22 protein-coding genes and 1 riboswitch are annotated in these 23,339 nt (G+C 70.3%); of the genes, 9 read left to right on the plus strand and 13 right to left on the minus strand.

Annotated elements, in window-relative coordinates; translation table 11 throughout:
- The 7 genes from QSK45_RS22925 (at position 1) to QSK45_RS22955 (ending at position 6,587) form a co-directional block, all read left to right on the plus strand.
- Positions 1–627, plus strand: coding sequence for an alpha/beta hydrolase family protein (locus QSK45_RS22925; protein ID WP_285559787.1), 627 nt, complete (start codon positions 1–3; stop codon positions 625–627).
- A gap of 305 nt (positions 628–932) precedes the next feature.
- A complete protein-coding gene (gene sigR / locus QSK45_RS22930) occupies positions 933–1,628 on the plus strand; it encodes an RNA polymerase sigma factor SigR (RefSeq protein ID WP_285559789.1) in 696 nt (231 codons plus the stop codon).
- A complete protein-coding gene (gene rsrA, locus QSK45_RS22935) occupies positions 1,625–1,927 on the plus strand; it encodes a mycothiol system anti-sigma-R factor (RefSeq protein ID WP_285559792.1) in 303 nt (100 codons plus the stop codon). Before sigR ends, rsrA begins: the two co-directional genes overlap by 4 nt.
- A gap of 213 nt (positions 1,928–2,140) precedes the next feature.
- Positions 2,141–3,121: a hypothetical protein gene (locus QSK45_RS22940; RefSeq protein ID WP_285559794.1), complete on the plus strand. Its 981-nt coding sequence runs from the start codon at positions 2,141–2,143 to the stop codon at positions 3,119–3,121.
- A 73-nt stretch (positions 3,122–3,194) separates the two neighbouring features.
- Positions 3,195–3,845 (plus strand): peptide deformylase, encoded by a 651-nt coding sequence (gene def / locus QSK45_RS22945; protein WP_285559796.1) that lies wholly within the window; start codon positions 3,195–3,197, stop codon positions 3,843–3,845.
- Positions 3,846–4,131: 286 nt separating this feature from the next.
- Positions 4,132–5,217: an epi-isozizaene synthase gene (gene cyc1, locus QSK45_RS22950; protein ID WP_490993605.1), complete on the plus strand. Its 1,086-nt coding sequence runs from the start codon at positions 4,132–4,134 to the stop codon at positions 5,215–5,217.
- Positions 5,214–6,587, plus strand: coding sequence for a bifunctional albaflavenone monooxygenase/terpene synthase (locus tag QSK45_RS22955; RefSeq protein WP_285559799.1), 1,374 nt, complete (start codon positions 5,214–5,216; stop codon positions 6,585–6,587). The genes cyc1 and QSK45_RS22955 overlap by 4 nt, the downstream gene beginning before the upstream one ends.
- 33 nt (positions 6,588–6,620) lie before the next feature.
- Here QSK45_RS22955 and QSK45_RS22960 read toward each other — a convergent pair whose 3' ends face one another.
- The 8 genes from QSK45_RS22960 to nagB form a co-directional block, all read right to left on the minus strand.
- On the minus strand, positions 6,621–7,583 hold the full coding sequence (locus QSK45_RS22960) for a GlxA family transcriptional regulator (protein ID WP_285559800.1): 963 nt from the start codon (positions 7,581–7,583) through the stop codon (positions 6,621–6,623).
- A gap of 256 nt (positions 7,584–7,839) precedes the next feature.
- Positions 7,840–8,850, minus strand: a complete 1,011-nt coding sequence (locus QSK45_RS22965; protein WP_285559802.1) for a ribonucleotide-diphosphate reductase subunit beta — start codon at positions 8,848–8,850, stop codon at positions 7,840–7,842.
- Positions 8,851–8,906: 56 nt separating this feature from the next.
- Positions 8,907–11,264, minus strand: coding sequence for a ribonucleoside-diphosphate reductase subunit alpha (locus QSK45_RS22970; RefSeq protein WP_285559804.1), 2,358 nt, complete (start codon positions 11,262–11,264; stop codon positions 8,907–8,909).
- A gap of 126 nt (positions 11,265–11,390) precedes the next feature.
- Positions 11,391–11,550, minus strand: a riboswitch (cobalamin riboswitch).
- A gap of 18 nt (positions 11,551–11,568) precedes the next feature.
- Positions 11,569–12,075 carry a GNAT family N-acetyltransferase gene (locus tag QSK45_RS22975; protein ID WP_285559806.1) on the minus strand — a complete coding sequence of 169 codons (507 nt, stop codon included), beginning with the start codon at positions 12,073–12,075 and terminating at the stop codon, positions 11,569–11,571.
- 133 nt (positions 12,076–12,208) lie between these two features.
- Complete coding sequence (gene mctP / locus QSK45_RS22980) at positions 12,209–13,837, minus strand: monocarboxylate uptake permease MctP (RefSeq protein WP_285559808.1); 1,629 nt, start codon at positions 13,835–13,837, stop codon at positions 12,209–12,211.
- Entirely contained in the window at positions 13,834–14,097 is a 264-nt protein-coding gene (locus QSK45_RS22985; protein WP_285559809.1) for a DUF3311 domain-containing protein, read from the minus strand. Before QSK45_RS22985 ends, mctP begins: the two co-directional genes overlap by 4 nt.
- A 139-nt stretch (positions 14,098–14,236) precedes the next feature.
- Entirely contained in the window at positions 14,237–15,001 is a 765-nt protein-coding gene (locus QSK45_RS22990) for a GntR family transcriptional regulator (RefSeq protein ID WP_285559811.1), read from the minus strand.
- Between the two features lie 196 nt (positions 15,002–15,197).
- A complete protein-coding gene (gene nagB / locus QSK45_RS22995; protein WP_285559813.1) occupies positions 15,198–15,983 on the minus strand; it encodes a glucosamine-6-phosphate deaminase in 786 nt (261 codons plus the stop codon).
- Between the two features lie 496 nt (positions 15,984–16,479).
- Here nagB and QSK45_RS23000 point away from each other — a divergent pair, with 496 nt between their 5' ends.
- The gene (locus QSK45_RS23000) at positions 16,480–17,946 is read left to right on the plus strand and encodes a sensor histidine kinase (protein WP_285559941.1); all 1,467 of its coding nucleotides are present in this window, start codon (positions 16,480–16,482) and stop codon (positions 17,944–17,946) included.
- Positions 17,947–18,184: 238 nt separating this feature from the next.
- Here the strand turns inward: QSK45_RS23000 and QSK45_RS23005 are convergent, their stop codons facing one another.
- A complete protein-coding gene (locus QSK45_RS23005; RefSeq protein WP_003992873.1) occupies positions 18,185–18,442 on the minus strand; it encodes a WhiB family transcriptional regulator in 258 nt (85 codons plus the stop codon).
- Positions 18,443–18,762: 320 nt separating this feature from the next.
- Entirely contained in the window at positions 18,763–19,731 is a 969-nt protein-coding gene (locus tag QSK45_RS23010; RefSeq protein WP_285559815.1) for a diacylglycerol/lipid kinase family protein, read from the minus strand.
- Between the two features lie 866 nt (positions 19,732–20,597).
- Here QSK45_RS23010 and QSK45_RS23015 point away from each other — a divergent pair.
- Positions 20,598–21,041, plus strand: coding sequence for a hypothetical protein (locus QSK45_RS23015; protein ID WP_285559817.1), 444 nt, complete (start codon positions 20,598–20,600; stop codon positions 21,039–21,041).
- Positions 21,042–21,056: 15 nt separating this feature from the next.
- Here QSK45_RS23015 and QSK45_RS23020 read toward each other — a convergent pair whose 3' ends face one another.
- The 3 genes from QSK45_RS23020 to QSK45_RS23030 all read right to left on the minus strand — a co-directional run bounded on the left by QSK45_RS23020 (position 21,057) and on the right by QSK45_RS23030 (position 23,303).
- Positions 21,057–22,169: an RNA polymerase sigma factor SigF gene (locus QSK45_RS23020; protein WP_285559818.1), complete on the minus strand. Its 1,113-nt coding sequence runs from the start codon at positions 22,167–22,169 to the stop codon at positions 21,057–21,059.
- Positions 22,170–22,189: 20 nt separating this feature from the next.
- The gene (locus QSK45_RS23025; RefSeq protein ID WP_009190566.1) at positions 22,190–22,606 is read right to left on the minus strand and encodes an ATP-binding protein; all 417 of its coding nucleotides are present in this window, start codon (positions 22,604–22,606) and stop codon (positions 22,190–22,192) included.
- Positions 22,607–23,042: 436 nt separating this feature from the next.
- Positions 23,043–23,303 (minus strand): UBP-type zinc finger domain-containing protein, encoded by a 261-nt coding sequence (locus QSK45_RS23030; protein ID WP_285559822.1) that lies wholly within the window; start codon positions 23,301–23,303, stop codon positions 23,043–23,045.
- Positions 23,304–23,339 lie beyond the last annotated feature (36 nt).

Consider the following 23,339-nt stretch of genomic DNA (forward strand, 5'->3'; position numbering starts at 1 on the left):
GTGATCGAGATTGTGGAGACCGACGCCGGAACCGCCCGCATCACCTGGTACCGGGCGACCGATCCCAGGCTCGTCCTCGCGCTGGGCCACGGCGCGGGCGGCGGCATCGAGGCGCGCGACCTCCAGGCGCTCGCCGGGACCCTCCCGCGGCACGGCGTGCACGTGGCGCTCGTCGAGCAGCCCTGGCGGGTGGCGGGCAAGAAGGTGGCGCCCGCCCCGAAGACGCTGGACGCCGGGTGGCGCGGCATCTGGCCCGCGCTGGCCGGCATGGAGCTGCCGGTGATCTCCGGCGGGCGCAGCGCCGGCGCCCGCGTCGCCTGCCGCACGGCCACCGAACTGGGCGCCCGTGCCGTCCTCGCCCTGAGCTTCCCGCTGCACCCGCCGGGCAAGCCCGAGAAGTCCCGCGCACAGGAGCTGCTGGGCACCGGCGTGCCCACCCTCGTCGTGCAGGGCGGAAACGACCCCTTCGGCAAGCCCGCCGAGTTCCCCGAGGGCGGCTTCCGGCTGGTCGAGGTGCCGGACGCCGACCACGGCTTCGCGATCCCCAAGCGCGCCGGGATCGACCAGGAACGGGCCCTGGCGATCATCACCGACGGTGTCGTGGGGTGGACCGCGTCACTCGGGTGACGGGCGGGAATGCCGCGCGGCGCAGCGCTGTTGTGACGCACAGAAGTGCTGAGGCCTCGGCACCGACGTCGTGGGAAGGGATCCGCCGCATGGGTTCGACCATCTGCCCGCCCGCCGCCCACCACCCTGGTGGGGACGCGCTGCGCGCGGCACCTGTTGAATCCCGTCAGACCAGTACCGACCTGGACTGGACGGTGCTCCACGCGCCCAGGACCGCCTCAATTCGAGGGGCGGCGGGTACGGGTCGTGTTCTATCCTCCGAATCGAGTGGGGCCGCTCTCGGTCCTGCCCGGGATCTTGAGGAGGTGGGTCCGGTCACTGGGACCGACGCGGGGACCGACAACGGCCAGGCGGAGCAGCCCGAGGGCCGGGGCACGAGCGCGGAGGCGTCCTCCGAGTCGACCGCAGAGCGCAGCGCGCGCTTCGAGCGGGACGCGCTCGAATTCCTCGACCAGATGTACTCGGCCGCCCTGCGCATGACGCGCAACCCGGCCGACGCCGAGGACCTCGTGCAGGAGACGTACGCCAAGGCATACGCCTCCTTCCACCAGTTCCGCGAGGGCACCAACCTCAAGGCGTGGCTGTACCGGATCCTCACCAACACGTTCATCAACTCGTACCGCAAGAAGCAGCGCGAGCCCCAGCGCTCCGCCGCGGAGGAGATCGAGGACTGGCAGCTCGCCCGTGCCGAGTCGCACATGTCGACGGGGCTGCGCTCCGCCGAGTCGCAGGCGCTCGACCATCTGCCCGACTCGGACGTGAAGGAAGCGCTCCAGGCGATCCCCGAGGAGTTCCGCATCGCCGTGTATCTCGCGGATGTGGAGGGGTTTGCCTACAAGGAGATCGCGGACATCATGGGGACACCCATCGGTACGGTGATGTCCCGGCTGCACCGGGGCCGCCGTCAACTGCGCGGCATGCTGGAGGACTACGCCCGTGAGCGCGGGCTGGTCCCGGCGGGCGCCGGAGAGTCGGACGAAGCGAAAGGCTCGGGCTCATGAGCTGCGGAGAGCCGCACGAGACGGACTGCGGTGAGGTCCTCGACCATCTGTACGAGTTCCTCGACAGCGAGATGCCGGACGTCGATCGCGACAAGTTCCGGCACCACTTCGAGGAGTGCTCGCCGTGCCTGGAGAAGTACGGGCTGGAGCAGGCCGTGAAGAAGCTGGTCAAGCGCTGCTGCGGCCATGACGACGTGCCCGCGGACCTGCGTGCCAAGGTCATGGGGCGGCTCGAACTGCTCCGCTCCGGGCAGCCCGCGCCCGACCGCGACGTCACCAGCACGGCCAAGGACAGCTGAGCCCCGCCCCGCACACCGTGTTCCCCGGACACCCGCCGAGCCCCGCCCGGTTCCGCGTCGGCGAGACGTACGGCACTGTCTGATCCCGCCCGCACCTGGGTAACCCATGGGTAATGAGCGCCGTTCCCACCGCACGTGGTTGGATGCGAGGGAGAGGGCGCCCGGGGGCGAAGCCAGCCCACTGTGCGGAACTGGAACTGGCAGGCGGGAATCGTGAGGATCTTCGGCAAGGGACGGCACCGGCCCTCCGCCTCCTGGCGGCAGGCCACCGACCGCGCGTTCACGCTCATCGGCGACGGCCGGTACGAGGACGCGGGCGAACTGCTGACCCGCGCCGCCGATCTGGAGCCCTGGCTGTCGGAGTCCTGGTTCAACCTCGCGCTGCTGCACAAGTTCCGGCACGACTGGGAGCAGGCCCGCGCCGCCGGGCTGCGCGCCGTGGCCCTGCTCGACCGCGAGACGGGCGCGCCCGACTGGTGGAACGTGGGCATCGCCGCGACCGCCCTCCAGGACTGGCCGCTGGCCCGCCGCGCCTGGCAGGCGTACGGCCTGAGGGTGCCCGGGGGCGCGACCGCCGCCGGGGAGCCGCTCGGCATGGAGCTGGGCAGCGCGGCCGTACGGCTCTCTCCCGAGGGGGAGGCCGAGGTGGTGTGGGGCCGTCGGCTGGACCCCGCGCGCATCGAGGTGCTGTCCATCCCGCTGCCCTCCTCGGGGCGGCGCTGGGGCGAGGTCGTGCTGCACGACGGGGTCCCGCACGGGGAGCGCACCACGTCCGCCGGGCACAGCTACCCCGTCTTCGACGAGATCGAGCTGTGGGCGCCCTCGCCCGTGCCCACCTGGGTGGTCCTCCTGGAGGCGGCCACCGAGGCGGACCGGGACGCGCTGGAGCAGCTGGCCGCGGACGCCGGGTTCGCCGCGGAGGACTGGTCGTCCTCGGTGCGGCTGCTGTGCCGGATGTGCAGCGAGTCCCGGATGCCCTCGGACGAGGGCGAGGGGGAGCACCTCGACCCGCACGACCACAGCGAACCCGGTCACCCCGGACCCCTCGGCCACCGCACGGACGGACAGCTGTGGGTGCCAGAGCGGGAGTGCGGGGTGGCGGCGCCGCCCTCGCTGGTGCGGGGGCTGCTCGACGGCTGGGTCGCGGACAGTCCGGATTCGAGGGACTGGCGGGACCTGGAAGAGGTTTGCTGAGCAGCCGGTGACCGGCCACCTTTAGGCTGTACCCGCAGAATTTTCCAGGCTTGCAGGAAGGCGTACGTCGGTCATGGCGCAGCAGGACACCGATCAGCAGCACGCGGGCGTGCTCCCCGTCGACGACGACGGCTATGTCGTGGACACGGAGGACTGCGAGGGGCGCGAGAAGGCCTGGCGGGAGAGCGGGACCTCGCGGCCGATCACGGTCGTCGGCAACCCGGTCCTGCACAAGGAGTGCAGGGACGTCACGGAGTTCGGCGAGGAGCTGCGGCAGCTGGTCGCCGACATGTTCGCCAGCCAGCGCACCGCCGAGGGCGTGGGCCTGGCCGCGAACCAGATCGGCGTCGACCTGAAGGTCTTCGTCTACGACTGCCAGGACGACGAGGGCACCCGGCACGTCGGCGTGGTGTGCAACCCGAAGCTGGTCGAGCTGCCCGCCGAGCGGCGCCGGCTCGACGACAACAACGAGGGCTGCCTGTCGGTGCCCGGGGCCTACGCCGAGCTGGCGCGCCCCGACTACGCCGAGGTGACCGGTCAGGACGAGCAGGGCAACCCGATCAAGGTCCGCGGCACCGGATACTTCGCTCGGTGTTTGCAGCATGAGACCGACCATCTCTACGGCTACCTGTACATCGACCGGCTGTCCAAGCGCGACCGCAAGGACGCGCTGCGGCAGATGGCCGAGAACGAGCCGCGCTACCCCGTGGTCGCCAACGACTGACGTCCGCCGGGCCGTTGGGCGCCCCGCCGGGAACACTCCGGCCGGGCGCCCTTCTTCTTGCCTTTATTCGCTCATCAGTACGTCGCACAAATGGTCGCTTCTGTGGGGCCGGTGGTCATTAACCGGTCACACGAGGGGGGAATCTCGGCATCATGGGTAGTGAGTGACCCAAATCCGTTCCCACGGGGGGCAGTTGTGGTGCTGAATGGGAAGTGCGGGATAGGTGAAGACGCGCACCGGACCCACCCGGGCGGCGCGTATCCGGCGGCTGAGAGGGGTTTGTTCTGTGCAAGCTTTCCCACACAGCACCACAGAGGCGACAACGGCGGTCGTGGTACCACCCTCACTGGCACTACCGGTGATCGAGTCCGGCTTTCCACGGCAACTGCATCCGTATTGGCCGCGGCTCCAGGAGAAGACCCGCCTGTGGCTGCTGGAAAAACGCCTGATGCCGGAAGACAAGGTGCGGGAGTACGCGGACAGTCTGCGCTACACCGACCTGATGGCGGGCTACTACACGGACGCCGCCGACGAGGTACTCCAGGCCATAGCGGACTACAGCGCCTGGTTCTTCGTCTGGGACGACCGGCACGACCGGGACATCGTGCACGCCCGCGCGGGCGACTGGCGGCGGCTGCGCCACCGGCTGCACACGGCACTCGACGCCCCCCGGCACCATCTGCACCACCCGGACCCGCTGGTCGCGGGCTTCGCCGACAGCGTGCTGCGGCTCTACGGATTCCTGCCTGGCACCTGGAACCAGCGTTTCGCCCGGCACTTCCACGCGGTCATCGAGGCCTATGACCGTGAATTCGACAATCGCATCCAGGGATATGTTCCCGACGTCGATGAATACCTCGCCCTGCGTCGGCTGACCTTCGCACACTGGATCTGGACCGACCTGCTCGAACCCAGTGCCGGATGCGAACTCCCGGACCCCGTGAGGAAAAATCCCGCGTATCGCCGGGCCGCACTGCTGAGTCAGGAATTCGCCGCCTGGTACAACGATCTGTGCTCACTCCCGAAGGAAATAGCGGGCGACGAGGTCCACAATCTCGGAATCAGTCTCATCACCCATGAGGGGCTGTCTCTGGGGGAGGCGGTGGACGACCTCAGACGGCGCGTCGAGACATGTGTCGACGAGTTCCTCGAAGCCGAAAGCGAAGCCCTTCGGTTCGCGGATGCACTTGCCGACGGCACAGTCCAGGGAAAGGAGTGGAGCGCCGCCGTCCGCACGTGCGTCGGCAACATGCGCAACTGGTTCAGCTCGGTCTACTGGTTCCACCACGAGTCCGGCCGGTACATGGTGGACAGCTGGGCCGACCGCTCCACGCCCCCGTACGTCACGAACGAAGCGGCAGGTGAGAAATGACCGTAGAGTCCGTCCAGCCCGAGACCTCCGCCGCCCCGGCGGAGCTGCGTGAACCGCCCCTGGCCGGCGGTGCCGTACCGGTCTTCGGACACGGCCTCCAACTGGTGCGCGATCCGCTGGACTTCATGTCCTCGCTGCGCGCCCACGGCGACATCGTGCGCCTCAGGCTCGGTCCCAAGACCGTCTACGCCGTCACCACCCCGGAGCTGACGGGCGCGCTCGCCCTCAGTCCCGACTTCAAGATCGACGGCCCGGTGTGGGAGTCGTTGGTGGGCCTGCTCGGCGAGGAGGGCGTGGCCACCGCCAACGGCCCCCGCCACCGCCGCCAGCGCCGCACCATCCAACCCGCGTTCCGGATGGACGCCATACCCAACTACGGCTCGATCATGGAGGAGGAGGCGCACGCGCTGACCGAGCGCTGGCGCCCCGGCGAGGTCATCGACTGCACGTCCGAGTCCTTCCGGGTGGCCGTGCGCATGGCCGCCCGCTGCCTGCTGCGCGGCGAGTTCATGGACGAGCGCGCCGAGCGGCTGAGCACCGACCTCGCCACCGTCTTCCGTGGTATGTACCGCCGGATGGTGGTGCCGCTGGGACCCCTGTACAAGCTGCCGTTTCCGGCCAACCGCGAATTCAACCGCGCACTGGCCGATTTGCATCTGCTCGTGGACGAGATCGTCGCCGAGCGGAGGGCGTCCGGTCAAAAGCCGGACGATTTGCTGACGGCATTGCTGGAGGCGAAGGACGACAATGGCGACCTCATCGGGGAACAGGAGATCCACGACCAGGTGGTCGCGATAATCACCCCCGGCGCCGAAACGATCGCGTCCACGATCATGTGGCTGCTCCAGGCGCTCGCGGAACACCCGGAGCACGCGCAGAAGGTGCGCGCCGAGGTCGAATCCGTGACCGGCGGTCAGCCCGTTGGATTCGAGCACGTCCGCTCCCTCAGGCACACCAACAATGTGATCCTGGAGGCCATCCGGCTGCGTCCCGCCGTATGGATTCTGACCCGCCGGGCGACCGCCGACACCGCGCTCGGGGACTATCGCATTCCGGCTGGGGCGGACATCATCTACAGCCCGTACGCCATTCAGCGCGACGCCCGCTCGTACGACCGCCACCTCGACTTCGACCCGGACCGCTGGCTTCCGGACCGGGCCAAGGACGTGCCGAAGTACGCCATGAGCCCCTTCAGCGTCGGCAACCGCAAGTGCCCCAGCGACCACTTCTCGATGGCCCAGTTGAGTCTGATCACCGCGGCGATCTCGGCCAAGTACCGCTTCGAGCCGGCCGAGGAGTCCGACAGCGCCATCCGGGTCGGCATCACGCTGCGCCCGAACAACCTGCGGCTGCGGCCGCGGCCCTGGTGAGGGACCCGGGGTGACGCCGCTACCGGCGCGCGGTCAGGCGGCCTGCGGGCCCCGGAACGCGCGCCGGTAGGCGTTCGGCGTGGTGCCGAGCGCCCGCACGAACTGGTGGCGCAGCGCGGCCGCCGTACCGAACCCGGTGCGCGCGGCGATCGCGTCCATCGTCTCGTCCGTGCCCTCCAGCAACTCTTGTGCGCGCAGCACCCGTTGGCGCAGGATCCAGCGGTAGGGCGTGGTCCCGGTCTCCTGCTGGAAACGGCGGGCGAAGGTGCGCGGCGCCATGTGGGCGCGGGCGGCGAGCTGTTCGACGGTCACCTCCACGTCGAGGTGCCCCTCCATCCACACCAGGACCTCGCCGACGGTGTCGCACGGGGCCTTGGGCAGCGGCCTCTCGATGTACTGGGCCTGGCCGCCGTCCCGGTGCGGGGGGACCACCATCCGCCGGGCGATCTTGTTGGCGACCTCCGGGCCCTGCTCCTTGCGCACCAGGTGCAGACAGGCGTCGATACCGGCCGCGGTACCCGCGGAGGTGATCACGGGGTCCTCGTCCACGTACAGCACGTCCGGTTCGACGGCGAGCCGCGGATAGCGCCGGGCCAGCTGCTCGGCGTGGTGCCAGTGCACCGCGCACCGCCGCCCGTCCAGCAGCCCCGCGGCGGCCAGCACGAAGACCCCGGAACAGACGCTGAGCACCCGGCAGCCCCGCTCGACCGCCCGTCGCAGCGCCGCGAGCAGCTCGGGCGGATACTCCCGGTCCACATAGCTCTCGCCGGCGGGCACGGCGATCAGATCGGCCTCCTCCAGCCGCTCCAGGCCGTGCGGCGTGGAGACGGTGAACCCGCAGTGGGTGCCGAGTTCGGGTCCCTCGGCCGAGACCACGGCGAAGTCGTACACCGGCAGCCCCTCGTCGCTGCGGTCGATGCCGAAGACCTCGCAGACGACGCCCAGCTCGAAGGGGTGCACTCCGTTCAGCAGCACGGCGGCCACGTTCTTGAGCATGCCACCAGTATGCCTCGATGCTGGCAGTAATTCGATGGAGTGCGGCAGTCCTGCCACTCCCGGACAGCAGTGTCCGGCAGGACAGTGGTGGCATGACCGGAAACCAGATCCAAGGCCTGATCGGAATGACCGCCACCCTCGCGATCCTCGTCCTCCTGGTCCTTCCCTCCGTGCTCGGCATCCTGCGCGACAGGCGCATCGACCGGCAGATCAGGAAGGCCCAGGAGGCCCGGGAGACTCGCGGAGAGAAGGAGGCTCAGAAGTCCTCGTCCAGGTCGACGGTGCCCTCCACCGCCACCTGGTACGCCGACGGACGGCGCTCGAAGAAGTTGGTCAGCTCCTGAACGCCCTGGAGCTCCATGAAGGAGAAGGGGTTCTCGGAGCCGTAGACCGGCGCGAAGCCCAGCCGGGTCAGACGCTGGTCGGCCACGCACTCCAGGTACTGCCGCATCGAGTCGGTGTTCATGCCCGGGAGGCCGTCACCGCACAGGTCGCGCGCGAACTGCAGCTCGGCCGCGACGGCCTCCCGCAGCATGTCGGTGACCTCCTGCTGGAGCTGGTCGTCGAACAGCTCCGGCTCCTCCTTGCGGACGGTGTCGACCACCTCGAAGGCGAAGGACATGTGCATCGTCTCGTCGCGGAACACCCAGTTGGTGCCGGTGGCGAGCCCGTGCAGCAGACCCCGGCTGCGGAACCAGTAGACGTACGCGAACGCGCCGTAGAAGAACAGGCCCTCGATGCACGCGGCGAAGCAGATCAGGTTGAGCAGGAAGCGCCGGCGGTCCGCCCGCGTCTCCAGGCGGTCGATCCTGTCCACCGAGTCGATCCACTTGAAGCAGAACTCGGCCTTCTCCCGGATCGAGGGGATGTTCTCGACGGCCGCGAACGCCGCCGCGCGGTCCTCCGGGTCGGGCAGGTAGGTGTCCAGCAGCGTCAGATAGAACTGGACGTGCACCGCCTCCTCGAAGAGCTGACGGCTCAGGTACAGCCGCGCCTCGGGGGAGTTGATGTGCTTGTACAGGGTCAGCACCAGGTTGTTGGCGACGATCGAGTCACCCGTCGCGAAGAACGCGACCAGGCGGCCGATCAGGTGCTGCTCGGCAGGGCTCAGCTTCGCGAGGTCGGCGACGTCCGAGTGGAGGTCGACCTCCTCCACGGTCCAGGTGTTCTTGATGGCGTCCCGGTAGCGCTCGTAGAAGTCCGGGTAGCGCATGGGACGCAGGGTCAGTTCGAAGCCCGGGTCGAGGAGGTTCTGGTTACGGGTCATCGCTGTCGGCGCGGAGCGCCGTCCTCCAGGGGTGGTGGTCGGGTGACGGGCGGGCATTACTGGCAGGCCTCGCAGGACTCGGGGTTCTCCAGGGAGCAGGCGACGGCATCCGGGTCGGCGACCTGCTGGACGGGGATGGTCTTCTGCGCCTGGGCGGCGCGGGCGATGCGGGTCGCCGGGCGCGAGCGCAGGTAGTACGTCGTCTTCAGCCCGGACTTCCAGGCGTAGGCGTACATCGAGGAGAGCTTGCCGATCGTCGGCGTCTCCAGGAACAGGTTCAGGGACTGCGCCTGGTCGAGGAACGGGGTGCGCGCCGCCGCCATGTCGATCAGGCCGCGCTGCGGGATCTCCCACGCCGTGCGGTACAGCTCGCGCACGTCCGCCGGCACCCAGGTGAAGCCCTGCACCGAGCCGTTGGACTCGCGCAGCGCCTCCCGGGTCTGCGCGTCCCACACGCCGAGCTTCTTCAGGTCGTCGACGAGGTACGAGTTGACCTGGAGGAACTCACCGGACAGCGTCTCGCGCTTGAACAGGTTGGACACCTGCGGCTCGATGCACTCGTAGACGCCCGCGATGGAGGCGATGGTGGCCGTCGGGGCGATGGCCAGCAGCAGCGAGTTGCGCAGGCCGACCGCCGCGATGCGCGTCCGCAGCGCCGCCCAGCGCTCGGGCCAGGTCTCCTCGACGTCGTAGTGGTCGGGGTGCAGCACACCGCGCGCGGTACGGGTCTTGTCCCAGGCCGGCAGCGGGCCGTTGCGCTCGGCGAGGTCGGCGGATGCCTCGTAGGCGGCGAGCATGATCCGCTCGGCGATCCGGGTGGACAGGGCCTTCGCCTCGGGGGAGTCGAAGGGCAGGCGCAGCTTGAAGAAGACGTCCTGCAGTCCCATGGCGCCGAGGCCGACCGGGCGCCACTTGGCGTTGGAGCGGCCCGCCTGCTCGGTCGGGTAGAAGTTGATGTCCACGACGCGGTCGAGGAAGGTGACGGCGGTGCGGACGGTCTGGTCCAGGCGCGTCCAGTCGATGTCCCCGTCGGCCACGAAGGCCCCCAGGTTGACGGAGCCCAGGTTGCAGACCGCCGTCTCGCCGTCGTTCGTGACCTCCAGGATCTCCGTGCAGAGGTTGGAGGAGTGGATGACCTGGCCCGGCTCGGCGGTCTGGTTGGCGGTGCGGTTGGCGGCGTCCTTGAAGGTCATCCAGCCCTGGCCGGTCTGCGCGAGGGTGCGCATCATGCGGCCGTACAGCTCACGGGCGGGCATGGTCTTCTTCGCGAGTCCCGCCTCCTCGGCCCCGCGGTAGGCGGCGTCGAACTCCGCGCCGTACAGGTCCACCAGCTCGGGCACGTCCGCCGGGGAGAACAGCGACCACTGCTCGTCGGCGTTGACGCGGCGCATGAACTCGTCCGGCACCCAGTGCGCGAGGTTCAGGTTGTGCGTACGGCGGGCGTCCTCACCGGTGTTGTCCCGCAGCTCCAGGAACTCCTCGATGTCCGAGTGCCAGGTCTCCAGGTACACCGCGGCCGCGCCCTTGCGCCGGCCGCCCTGGTTCACGGCGGCGACCGAGGCGTCCAGGGTCTTCAGGAACGGCACGATGCCGTTGGAGTGCCCGTTGGTACCCCGGATCAGCGAACCGCGGGCGCGGATACGGGAGTACGAGAGACCGATGCCGCCGGCGTGCTTGGAGAGCCGGGCGACCTGGTGGTAGCGGTCGTAGATGGAGTCCAGCTCGTCCAGCGGGGAGTCGAGGAGGTAGCACGACGACATCTGGGGGTGCCGGGTGCCGGAGTTGAACAGCGTGGGCGAGGAGGGCAGGTAGTCGAGCCGGCTCATGAGCCGGTAGAGCGCGGCGACCTCGTCCACCGAGCGGACGGAGTCGTCCTCGGCGAGCCCGGCGGCGACCCGCAGCATGAAGTGCTGGGGGGTCTCGACGACCTTGCGGGTGATGGGGTGGCGCAGCAGGTAGCGGCTGTGCAGGGTGCGCAGGCCGAAGTAGCCGAAGCGGTCGTCGGCGGCCGTGTCGATCAGGGCGTCGAGGCGGGCGGCGTGGACGCGCGCGAACTCGGCCGTCCGGTCGGCGATGAGCCCCTCGCGGTGTCCGACGGCGACCGACTCGGTGAACGAGGTCACGCCCTGCGAGGCGGCCTCGTCGCGGATGGAGAGGGTGAGCAGCCGGGCGGCGAGCCGCGAGTACGCGGGGTCGTCGGAGATCAGTCCGGCCGCGGCCTCCGTCGCGAGTTCGCGCAGCTCCGCCTCGTCGGCGTGGGCCGAGCGGCCGCGCAGCGCGGCGGCGGCGATCCGGCCGGGGTCGGCGTCGGGGAGGTCCCCGGTCAGCTCGGTCAGGGTCCGCAGCAGCGCGGCACCGGGACCGTCGTTCTCCAGGCCTGGGGCTGAAGCCGGGTCTGCTGGCGCGATGGTCACGTGGGGCTCTCCCTCGCTCGGCACGGGGCCTGGCGGAGGGCAGGGGGCAGCCACGAGCGCGCACGGCGTCGCGTCCACCGGCCCACTCCACGAGGCCCGGACGTCTCAGAGCGCCCGAACCGGCCGGCCGGGCGCGTGCTGCCGGCAGGTCCTCGGACTGACTCCTGTGCGCGGATGCGCACAAGTACACCGTTGCGGGACAGTTCCGGATTCCCACCGGATTCCCCTGCGACGACAGCGAGCATGAGCATACATCTAGTGCCGGGCCGTCATGCCACCCCCAGATGTTGTGTCGCCACCGGTATCAGAGCGTCAACTCATAGGTGAGCAGAGTGATGTCGTCCAGCTCCGGGAGGGGCTGCCAGTCCCGCTCGGGCGTGCGCGTGAAGCCCAGGCGCTCGTAGATGCGGTGGGCGCCGCGCATGGTCCGCTGCGTGGAGAGCACGATCGCGCGGCAGCCCTCCCTGGCGCGCGCCCGCTCCACACAGGCCCGCACGAGCGCCTCGCCGGCACCCCGGCCGCGGGCCGCCTTGTCCACGGCCAGCATGCGGATCTCGGCCTCTTCGGGGCGGGCGATGTCGGCCATGGCGCCGGGGGAGGGTACGAAGGTGACACCGCCGAGAAGGACGTCGTCGGCGGTGGCCACGAGGACCTCGGCCGCCGAGGCCCTCTTGGCCACGTCCTTGAGTTCGTCGAGGTAGCTGTCGCTCTCGCCGAAGTCCAGGAGACCGTCGTCGAGGTAGGCCCGCGCGGTGATCTCGCCGAGTGCGTCGTATTCGGCGGGGAGGGCGCGGCGGATGTGAAGGGTCATGGCGGTGAGTCTGCACGACGGCGGGCCGCCGGAGCATGTGCTTTCCGGCGGCCCGCCGCGGGTTGTCCGTGGTGGGCGGTGTTCACGCGGCGCAGCCGCATGCCGATACCGCCCCGCGCCTCTTCGGGGCGCTCTAGTGGGTGCTTCCGGCGGTGGCCGGCGGGAGTTCCACCTCGACGCCCGGGTCGCCCGCGTCCGCCGTGTAGTCCTCGGGGCGGGTCTCGTCGATGCCCTCGGGGGCCTTGACGGCCTTGAGGACGACGGTGAGGACGACGGTGACGAGGACGTTCAGGACGAACGCCGTCATGCCGATGTAGCCGATCTGCCCGATGCCCGGGATCTCGTCGGCGGAACCGCCGAAGTGCTTCTGGGCCGGGGAGGCGACGCCGTACGCGGCGAGGGTGCCGTAGACCATGCCGACCGCCCAGCCCGCGAGCAGCGCCCAGCGGTGGAACCAGCGGGTGAACAGGCCGCCGACCAGCGCCGGGAACGTCTGAAGGATCCAGATGCCGCCGAGGAGCTGGAAGTTGATGGCGACCGTCTTGTCCATGCCGAGCACGAAGATCAGCGCGCCGACCTTCACCAGCAGCGACACGATCTTGGAGACCTGCGCCTCCTGCTTCGGCGTGGCGTCCGGCTTGATGAAGTCCTTGTAGATGTTGCGCGTGAACAGGTTCGCCGCCGCGATCGACATGATCGCCGCCGGCACCAGCGCGCCGATGCCGATCGCCGCGAACGCCACACCCGTGAACCAGTCCGGGAACATGTCCTCGAACAGCTGCGGGATCGCCAGCTGACCGTTGGTGACCTTCACCCCGGCCGCGATCGCCATGAAGCCCAGTAGCGCCAGCAGACCGAGCATCAGGGAGTACAGCGGCAGGATCGTGGTGTTGCGGCGGATCACGTTGCGGCTCTTGGAGGAGAGCGTCGCGGTGATCGAGTGCGGGTACATGAACAGCGCGAGCGCCGAGCCGAGTGCCAGCGTGGCGTACGTCCACTGCCCCGCCGGCGCCGGCGCGAGCGCCCCCCGCGGCTTGCCCGTCGCCGGGTTCACCTGGCCGAACGCGTGGGCCGCCTTCGCGAAGACGTCGTCGAACCCGCCCAGCTTGATCGGGATGTAGATGATCGCCACCGCGATCACGATGTAGATCAGCCCGTCCTTGACGAACGCGATCAGCGCGGGCGCCCGCAGACCCGAGGAGTACGTGTACGCCGCCAGCACCGCGAACGCGATCAGCAGCGGCAGGTCCTTCACGAACGCGTTGGTGTTGTCACCACCGCCGACGCCCATCACGTCCAGCACCGCCTGGATGCCGACGAGCTGGAGCGCGATGTACGGCATCGTCGCGAGGATGCCGGTCAGCGCCACCGCGAGCGACAGCCCCTTCGAACCGAACCGGCCGCGCACGAAGTCCGAGGTGGTGACGTACCCGTGGCGGTGCGAGACCGACCACAGCCGCGGCAGGAAGGTGAAGATCAGCGGGTAGACCAGGATCGTGTACGGCACCGCGAAGAAGCCGGCCGCGCCGGCCGCGTAGATCGCCGCCGGCACGGCCACGAAGGTGTACGCCGTGTACAGGTCGCCGCCGAGCAGGAACCAGGTGATCCAGGTGCCGAACGACCGCCCGCCCAGGCCCCATTCGTCCAACGAGTGCTCGTTCTCGGCCCGACGCCAGCGCGCGGCGAGGAAGCCGAGCACCGTGACGGCGAGGAAGAAGAAGATGAAGACGCCGAGCGCGACGCCGTTGACCCCGGTCTTCACTTCGCCGCACCCCCCTGCGCGTCACGGCGGGAGCGCTGGTCGCGCTGCCACAGCTTGTACGCGATCATGGTGAGGGCGGTGGAGATCAGCACCCACATCATCTGGTACCAGTAGAAGAACGGGATTCCGATGAGCGTCGGGTCCGTCTTCGCGTACGAGCCGACCCACAGCATCGCCACGAAGGGCGCGACGAGACAGATACCGATGACCACGCGCACCGGTGTCACCACCGGTGGTCTGACTTCGGGCGTTTCTGACATGCTGCGGCTCCGTCCCTCGTTGATCACCTGTGTAATGCGCAGGCAATCTAGGTGACGGTATCCAGCCAGTGGAAGACCCTGTCTCAAGCTGTCTATATCGATTCGGCGAAGGAACGGACGCGTCCGGAAACGCCCGCGCCTAATCCACCGGGCGCTTGAGACGGGCGACGAACTTGTAGCGGTCGCCGCGGTACACCGAGCGCACCCACTCCACCGGCTGGCCGTCGCGGTCCACCGAATGCCGGGACAGCATCAGCATCGGCAGGCCGACGTCCGTACCCAGCAGGCTCGCCTCGCGCGGGGTGGCCAGCGAGGTCTCGATGGTCTCCTCGGCCTCGGCGAGGTGGACGCCGTACACCTCGGCGAGCGCGGTGTAGAGGGAGGTGTGCTTCACCAGCGAGCGGCGCAGCGCGGGGAAGCGCTTGGCGGACAGGTGCGTGGTTTCTATGGCCATGGGCTCGCCGTTGGCCATGCGCAGCCGCTCGATGCGCAGCACGCGCCCGCCGGCGGAGATGTCGAGCAGCTCGGCGAGCCGGTCGTCGGCGGTGATGTACCCGACGTCCAGCAGCTGGGAGGTCGGCTCCAGGCCCTGGGCGCGCATGTCCTCCGTGTAGGAGGTGAGTTGCAGCGCCTGGGAGACCTTGGGCTTGGCGACGAAGGTGCCCTTGCCCTGGATGCGCTCCAGACGGCCCTCCACGACCAGTTCCTGCAGCGCCTGGCGGACGGTGGTGCGGGAGGTGTCGAACTCCGCGGCCAGCGTGCGCTCCGGCGGGACCGGCGTGCCCGGTGCCTGCGTCTCCGTCATGTCGAGCAGGTGCTTCTTCAAGCGGTAGTACTTCGGCACGCGCGCGGTACGGACGGTCGTGCCGGCCTCGTTCTCCGCACTGCTGACATCGGTGCTCATGCTCTGCCTTCCCGGCTCCGGATGCCGAAAGCGACCGACATCCCCGTCGGCCACGGCTCACATCGTGGCACGGCTTGCCGTGTCAGGACTCCACCCGGACGCTCCGTGATCTCCTCTGTATACCGTCGCACCCTTGGTTGGTCTGGTCCAACAGGGGCCGGCGGGGGCGCCGCCGCCGGCCCTCGCGCGGGTGCGGCTAGATCCCCTGCCACTGCGGCTTGTTCGCGTACGCGTGCCGGAAGTAGTCCGCCAGCTTCAGCTTCGAGGCCGCCGCCTCGTCCACGACCACCGTCGCGTGCGGGTGCAGCTGGAGCGCCGAGGCCGGACACACGGCGGCCACCGGGCCCTCCACGGTCGCCGCGACCGCGTCCGCCTTGCCCTCGCCGGTCGCGAGCAGCACCAGGTGGCGGGCCTCCAGGATGGTGCCGATGCCCTGGGTGATGACGTGGTGCGGGACCTGTTGGATCTCTCCGTCGAAGAAGCGTGCGTTGTCCACCCGGGTCTGCTCGGTCAGGGTCTTGATCCGGGTGCGGGAGGCGAGCGAGGAGCAGGGCTCGTTGAACCCGATGTGCCCGTCGGTGCCGATTCCGAGCAGCTGGAGGTCCACCCCGCCGGCCGCGGCGAGCGCGCGGTCGTACGCCGCGCACGCCGCCTGGACGTCCTCGGCGGTGCCGTCGGGGCCGAGGAAGGAGTCCATGCCGATGCCCAGCGGCTCCAGCACCTCGCGGCGCAGTACCGAGCGGTAGGACTCGGGGTGGTCGGCGGCCAGCCCCACGTACTCGTCGAGCTGGGCTATGCGGGCCCGTGAGGCGTCCACGGCGCCGGAGCGCACCTTGCCCGCGAGCGCCTGGTAGACGGGCAGCGGGGTGGAGCCGGTGGCGACGCCGAGCAGGGCGTCGGGCTTGCGTCGCAGCAGTTGCGCCATGGCCTCGGCGATCAGCTCGCCACCCGCCGCGGCGTCCGGAACGATGACAACTTCCACGCTGGGCCTGCCGTTCTGGAGAGGGCTCGTGCGTCTATGTGGTTTAGACCAATCTAACAGAGCGGGCCCCCCGCGCCGATGCCCCGGTGCGCGGGGTAACGGAAATTACCGCCGCCTTCTGTCCCCATGGTCGACCCGGGCGGGCTAGGCTGCGTGGCATCGAGTGCCATGGGGTTCGCATGCCGGTCAGGGCATGGACATGCCCCTTGGTCCAGTCCACAATCGAAGAGGCTGTTCGGCCAAGTGGCGCGAGCGAACAGCACGAAGCGAACAAGCCCCGTCTTCCCCGCACAGGAAGGCGGATCGAGGAACCGGCGCTCTCTGCCCTGACTGCCCCGGCTCCTCGAACCTTCGGCCGACCGGGACCGCACACCCCACGGCCGATGATGCTCCGGGCTGCGGTGCCGGGAGGGTTGAGGGTCCCTTCCAGGCGCCGCGGCCCGCGGGTGTTTTTCGGCCACAACGAGGCCCGGGTACGCTCGCAAGCGTGCCCTCCATGAACGAGCTGGTCCGCCAGCACACCGGCCTCGACGACTCCGATCTCGAGTGGCTCCACCTGCTGGTCTCGGAGTGGCAGCTGCTCTCCGACCTCTCCTTCGCCGACCTGGTCCTGTGGGTCCCCACCCGGGACGGCACCCGGTACGTCTCGGTGGCCCAGATGCGCCCCAACACCGGCCCCACCTCCTACCAGGACGACATGGTCGGCCATCTCGTCCCGCGCGGCCGGCGGCCCATGCTGGACGTGGCCCTCGACGAGGGCCGGATCGTGCGCGAGGGCGACCCGGAGTGGCGCGAAGAGGTCCCCGTACGGGTCGAGTCCATCCCGGTACGACGCGAAGGCCGGATCCTCGGGGTGATCGCCCGCAACACCAACCTGCTCACCGTGCGCACCCCGAGCCGCCTGGAGCTGACCTACCTCCAGAGCGCTTCCGACCTCGCCCAGATGATCGCGGCCGGTTCCTTCCCGTTCCCCGGCCAGCAGGTCGACATGGACGCCTCGCCGCGGGTCGGCGACGGGCTGATCCGGCTGGACGCCGACGGCATCGTCCAGTACGCCTCGCCGAACGCGCTGTCCGCCTACCACCGCCTCGGTCTCGCCGCCGACCTGGTCGGGCACCACCTCGGGCAGACCACCGCCGAGCTGGCGCCCACCCGGGGTCCGGTGGACGAGGCGCTGGCCAAGGTGGCCAGCGGCTGGGCGCCGCGCGAGTTCGAGATCGAGTCGGGCGACGGGGTGATCCAGTTCCGGTCCATCCCGCTCAAGCCCAAGGGCACCCGCATCGGGGCACTGGTGCTGTGCCGGGACGTCACCGAGCTGCGGCGCCGCGAGCGCGAGCTGATCACCAAGGACGCCACCATCCGGGAGATCCACCACCGGGTGAAGAACAACCTCCAGACGGTGGCCGCCCTGTTGCGCCTCCAGGCCCGGCGCATCGACTCGGAACGCGGGCGCGCGGCCCTGGAGGAGGCGGTGCGCCGGGTCGGCTCCATCGCCATCGTGCACGAGACGCTCTCCCAGAACCTGGACGAGCGGGTGGAGTTCGACGAGATCGCCGACCGGGTGCTGTCGATGGTCGCCGAGATCTCGCCGGGCAAGGTGACCGGACGGCGCAGCGGGCGGTTCGGGGTTCTCGACGCCGAGGTGGCGACGCCCCTGTCCATGGTGCTCACCGAGGTCCTCCAGAACGCCCTGGAACACGGCTTCCGCGAGGGCGAGACCGGCACGGTGGAGGTCACGGCGGTGCGCGGCGGTACGACGAAGGAGGCCCGCCTCCTCGTCACGGTCCAGGACGACGGGGTCGGCCTGCCCGAGGGGTTCGACCCGCACCGCTCGGGCAACCTGGGACTCCAGATCGTGCGGACCCTCGTGGAGGGCGAGTTGGGCGGTACGTTCGACATGGTCCCGGCGCCGGAGCGGGGGACCAGGGTGATCCTCGACATCCCGGTGCGCGCGCAGAAGTAGTCAACCGGGCCCGCCGGGCGGTCCGTTGGTATCGACCAATGGCACCGGCCGGGTTCGGGTCGGCCGGTGCCGGGGCAGCAAAAAGCCCCGGACCGGCTTTGGTCCGAGGCTCGTGCTCGTTGCTGCGCTGCTGTTCGCTGGCGGCATCGGGGGATACTGCGCGCTGCTGCTCGGGGGCGGGAGATGCGTGCGCGATGCACGCGCCGCCAAGCTCAGGCTGTCAGCTGGGGTGGGTGCGTCAGGCGGAGGCCTGGCGGGCCCGGTTGCGGGCGGCACGGCGCTTCATCGCGCGACGCTCGTCCTCGCTGAGGCCACCCCAGACGCCGGAGTCCTGGCCGGACTCAAGCGCCCACTGCAGACACTGCTCGATCACCGGGCAGCGACGGCAGACGGCCTTGGCTTCCTCGATCTGCAGCAGCGCGGGACCGGTGTTGCCGATGGGGAAGAAGAGCTCGGGGTCTTCCTCGCGGCAAACGGCGTTGTGACGCCAGTCCATGGCTGCTACCTCTCCTTGGTATTACGTGCAAGTTGCTTGTGAATGTGAACGCTTTCACGAATCCCTCGACAAGGGAAGGGCCGATCGCCGGGTCTTCCCCGGCGTGGTCCTTGGTATGAAGAGGGGTTCTGGTGATCAGCGGAGGCCGGTCCTGCGGGCCGTCCCGATCACCACGTAGAGACTCGCAAACCTCAGCGGCGGATACAACCCCTTCCGGAAAGTTTTTTTTGATTCCTCGGTGTCGACTGGGTCACAGCCGTACTTCCATGGGGTGGATCCTGGCCTAAACGTTCGAGTGAAAGGACTTTCGCCTCTTCCGCTCACACAATCACACGCAGTGCGCGGCGTACGCCTGTGAACGTCACGCTTCTGCGCAGCCCCAGGTGGTCACCGTCCATCTGCAGAGGCAGAGGCGCCTTCGAATGCAAGGTGAAGCGGTCCAGATCATGGAGTGAGACGACATGCCTGCCATGGGGTCCGCGCTCGGGGGACGAAGTGAGCAACTGGGTGCCATACCGGGCAACCGCGGCCGTCGACAGGCGGCTGAGACCGAGCACGTCGATGCCCGAGTCGAACGAGGCCTTAGGTGACGCGTATATAGGGCGATTGCCGAGATACGTCCAAGGGGATGTGTTCGAGACTATGGCGACAACAAGATCCTCGATCGGGTCCTCGCCGGGTCGTTCGAGCGTGATCGCGCCGTGCCGGCGATTGGCTTCGCCGAGGAACTGACGGATCACCTGGCGTACATAGAGCGCGTGGGTCGACTTCTTTCCGCGCTCGCGCTGCTGCTCCACCCGGCCGACGACGCCGGCGTCGAAACCGAGCCCGGCGTTGAAGGTGAACCAGCGCGCCGGTACGGCCTCGTCCTCGGTGCCGGGGGTTCCGGAGGCGAGGCCGAGGCCCACCACGCGCTCCCGGCCTTCGCGCAACGCGTCCAGCAGGGCGCCGGTGGCCTCGACCGGGTCGTTGGGCAGACCCAGGGCGCGGGCGAAGACATTGGTGGAACCGCCCGGTACGACGGCGAGGCCGGGGAGCCGGTCCAGGTCGGGGCCGGCGTGCAGCAGCCCGTTGACCACCTCGTTGACGGTGCCGTCGCCGCCGAGGGCCACGACCATGTCGATGTCGTCGCTCTCCGCCGCCTGCCGGCCCAGGTCCCGCGCGTGCCCGCGGTACTCGGTGGTGACCGCCTCCAGCTTCATCTCGCTGGCCAGGGCGTGGATCAGCACATCACGCCTGCGTGCGCTTGTGGTGGTTGCCGCCGGATTGACCACGAGAAGAGCACGCATGCAAGGCAGCGTACCTACCCGGCGGTACCGGGCCCAGCCCGAGGTAGGGATCGGGTAAGAGCGGGCCGCTCGCCGGGGCGGCCTGGGCGGGGCCGAGTCCATGGGGTGCGGACGGGTTCTCGGGGCGGGCGCCGTGCGATGAGGGCCGGGTTGGGGAGGTTCGCGAGGCCGGCGAGGCGGGGGAGGGTTGGTGAGGCTCGGGTGGGCGCCTGGGCCGATGGCGCCGGTCCGGGTGCCGGGAGTGCCGGGGTCCGTTGCCTGCGGCCGTTGGGGCCGTCGCCGCTGCGGGCGATCGTTCCCCGGGCGGCAACGGGCGGGTGCCGGGTGCGCCTCTCCGCGCGAGGCGGGCGAGGCCGGCGAGGACCGCGAGGACTGCGAGGCTCGGGTGGGCGCCTGGGGCCGATGGCGCCGTTCCCCGTGCCGGGAGTGCCCGGGACCGTTGCCTGCGGCCGTCAGGGCCGTCGCCGCTGCGGGCGATCGTTCCCTGGGCGGCAACGGGCGTGCCGGGTGCGCCTCTCCAAAGAAAGCAATGCGAGGCGGGCGAGGCCGGCGAGGACCGCGGGGCTCGGGTGGGCGCCTGGGGCCGTTCCCCGTGCCGGGAGTGCCGGGGGCCGTTGCCTGCGGCCGTCAGGGCCGTCGCCGCTGCGGGCGATTGCTTCCTGGGCGGCAACGGGCGGGTGCCGGGTGCGCCTCTCCGGGGGAGGTGCGCGAGACCCGCGAGGTACCCGGCCGGTCCGGGGAGGTACCGGGCAGGCGCTGGTGAGCGAGACCCACCGCCGGCGGGGGTCGACGAGGCCCCCGACCGACCGGTGCCGGTGAGCGACCCGGCGCCCCGCCGAGGGGACGCCGGCGGCTACCCTGCTGGGGTGAGCAGTGAGCAGAAGCCTGTGCAGGATGCTGACGGCGCCGAAGGCACCCGGCCCCGTCGGCTGACGTACGCCGCCGTGCTGGCCGGCCTGGAGGGCGTCGTGTTGCTCGTCGGCGGCCTGTGGGTCCTCGTGCTCGGCATCACCGGCGCCCCCGACGACCGGCAGCAGGCCGTGACGCTCGGGATCACCCTCGCCGTGCTCGCCCTGCTCCCCCTCCTCGCCGCCCGCGGCCTCCTGCTGCGCCGGGGCTGGAGCCGGGGCCCCGCCGTGATCACCCAGCTGATGGCCCTGCCCGTGGCCTACAACCTGCTCAAGTCCGGCGGCGTGGCCGTCCCGGTCGGCATCGTCCTCGCGGTCGTGGCCGTCGCGGCGCTCGTCCTCCTCGTGAACCGCGAGACGACCCAGGCCCTCGGCATCAAGGGTCCGGGCCGCGCCGAGTAAGCGGTGGGGGGCGCTCTACTCCTCCACGAGCAGCTTCTCCCGCAGCTGCGCCAGCGTCCGCGCCAGCAGCCGGGAGACGTGCATCTGCGAGATGCCGACCTCCTGCGCGATCTGCGACTGCGTCATGTTCCCGAAGAAGCGCAGCAACAGGATCCGCTTCTCCCGCGGCGGCAGATCCTCCAGCAGCGGCTTGAGCGACTCCCGGTACTCCACCCCCTCCAGCGCCTCGTCCTCCGCGCCGAGCGTGTCGGCGACCGCGGGGGACTCGTCGTCGGTGTCGGGGACGTCCAGGGAGAGCGTGGAGTACGCGTTCGCCGACTCCAGGCCCTCCAGGACCTCCTCCTCGGAGATGGCGAGCTTCTCGGCCAGCTCGTGCACCGTCGGCGAGCGGCCGTGCAGCTGGGACAGCTCCGCCGTCGCCGTGGTCAGCGCGAGCCGCAGTTCCTGGAGCCGGCGCGGCACCCGGACCGCCCAGCCCTTGTCCCGGAAGTGCCGCTTGATCTCGCCGACCACGGTCGGAGTCGCGTACGTGGAGAACTCCACGCCCCGCTCCGGATCGAACCGGTCCACCGACTTGATCAGACCGATGGTGGCGACCTGGGTGAGGTCGTCCAGCGGCTCGCCGCGGTTGCGGAACCGGCGCGCCAGGTGCTCCACGAGCGGCAGATGCATGCGGACCAGCTGGTTGCGCAGTTCCGCGTACTCCGCGCTGCCCGCGTCGAGCCCGCGCAGCTCGACGAACATCGCGCGGGCCCCGCTGCGGTCCTGCGGGTCGTGCGGTGCGGCCTGCACGGCCTCCGCGCCCAGCGCGTCGTCGTCCGCGTATCGCTCGTGCTCGCTCATCGTCCCGCCCGTAGCCCTTCCCCGAGCCCTCGCCCCCGCGCGGTCGGCGGGAGCGGCCCCGCCGCGCGCCTTCGGCGGGACGCCAGGGCCTGCGCCCGCACCGCCGGGCCGTGCGGAGTGGTCCTCCGGGTGCGGCCTGGCCTGCTCGGGGATGCCGTCGATGCCGTCCGCCATGCGCCGGGAACCGTCGCGGGGGCTCTCCCCGGAAGTCTCGGCCGCACTCGACCAGGGGGCACCCCCGTCCCCGGTCGGCAGCTCTCGCGTGCCGCGCTCTTCGTCCCGCACCGGACCGTCCCCGTTCTCCCTCACGCCGGCCCGGGACCCGCGCCGCGCTGTTTGTAGAGGCTGATGGACACCGTCTTGTCCTCGTCGACGGCGGACGAGACCTTCCCCGCGAGGGCCGACAGCACGGTCCAGGCGAAGGTGTCCCGCGAGGGGGCGTGGCCGTCCGTGGTCGGTGCCGACACGGTGACTTCCAGCGAGTCGTCGACGAGCCGGAAGACACAGCTGAGCACCGAGCCCGGCACGGCCTGCTGGAGCAGGATCGCGCAGGCCTCGTCCACGGCGATGCGCAGATCCTCGATCTCGTCCAGGGTGAAGTCCAAGCGGGCCGCCAGACCGGCCGTGGCCGTCCGCAGCACCGACAGGTAGGCACCCGCGGCCGGCAGTCGGACCTCCACGAAATCCTGGTTCGCCGCGGGTTCGCCTGCGATCTGGGACACCCTCACCTCCATGGTGGTACAAGCTTTACGGGGCCGAGGGTCGCCCCCCGGGCTAACGCGTAGGTGGTTCAAGCGGTGACGCTATCGCGCGCCGAATGTTCCTGTCCCCGGGACCCCAACCCCCTGGCGTCACTCACAGTAAAACTGTGGATACGCTCCGTGTCTAGGGGGTGTGCGGTCCCAAATCGGGAGAGCGCGCGCCGGGTTGACGTACCCAGACGTCAGACGCCCGAACCGTCGTGCGTCCGCCGCCGCATGCAGTGTCACACGACACGGCACCCTAACGGGAACACGATCAGCGATCGGGTGCCACCGCGACGCCTCCGGGCACGGTCCCGACCGTCCCCCGCCGGGTTCGGGCGGGATTCGGGCGCGGCCCCGACGGGCCCGGCAGGGCCCGGACCGGATCCGGGCGGGAACCGGACGTGGATCGCGCTCAGACGAGTACGTGGTCCACGAAGCACCACCGCCAGTCCTCGCCCGGTTCGAACGACCGCATCACCGGATGACCGGACCGCTCATGGTGCCCGGTCGCGTGCCGGCCCGGCGAGGAGTCGCAGCAGCCGACGTGGCCGCAGGTGAGGCAGAGCCGCAGCTGGACCGGGTGCGTCCCGTTCGCCAGGCACTCCGGACACGTCGCGGACCGCGGCTCGGGTTCCGGATGTGGCAGCGCGTCGGCGTGCGTGCACTGTTTCATGATTGCCAGATTACGACGGGTGTGCGGATGGCCGCG

Origin of the sequence: Streptomyces hygroscopicus subsp. hygroscopicus, assembly GCF_030269125.1 — a bacterium.
GTDB classification, from domain to species: domain Bacteria; phylum Actinomycetota; class Actinomycetes; order Streptomycetales; family Streptomycetaceae; genus Streptomyces; species Streptomyces hygroscopicus_C.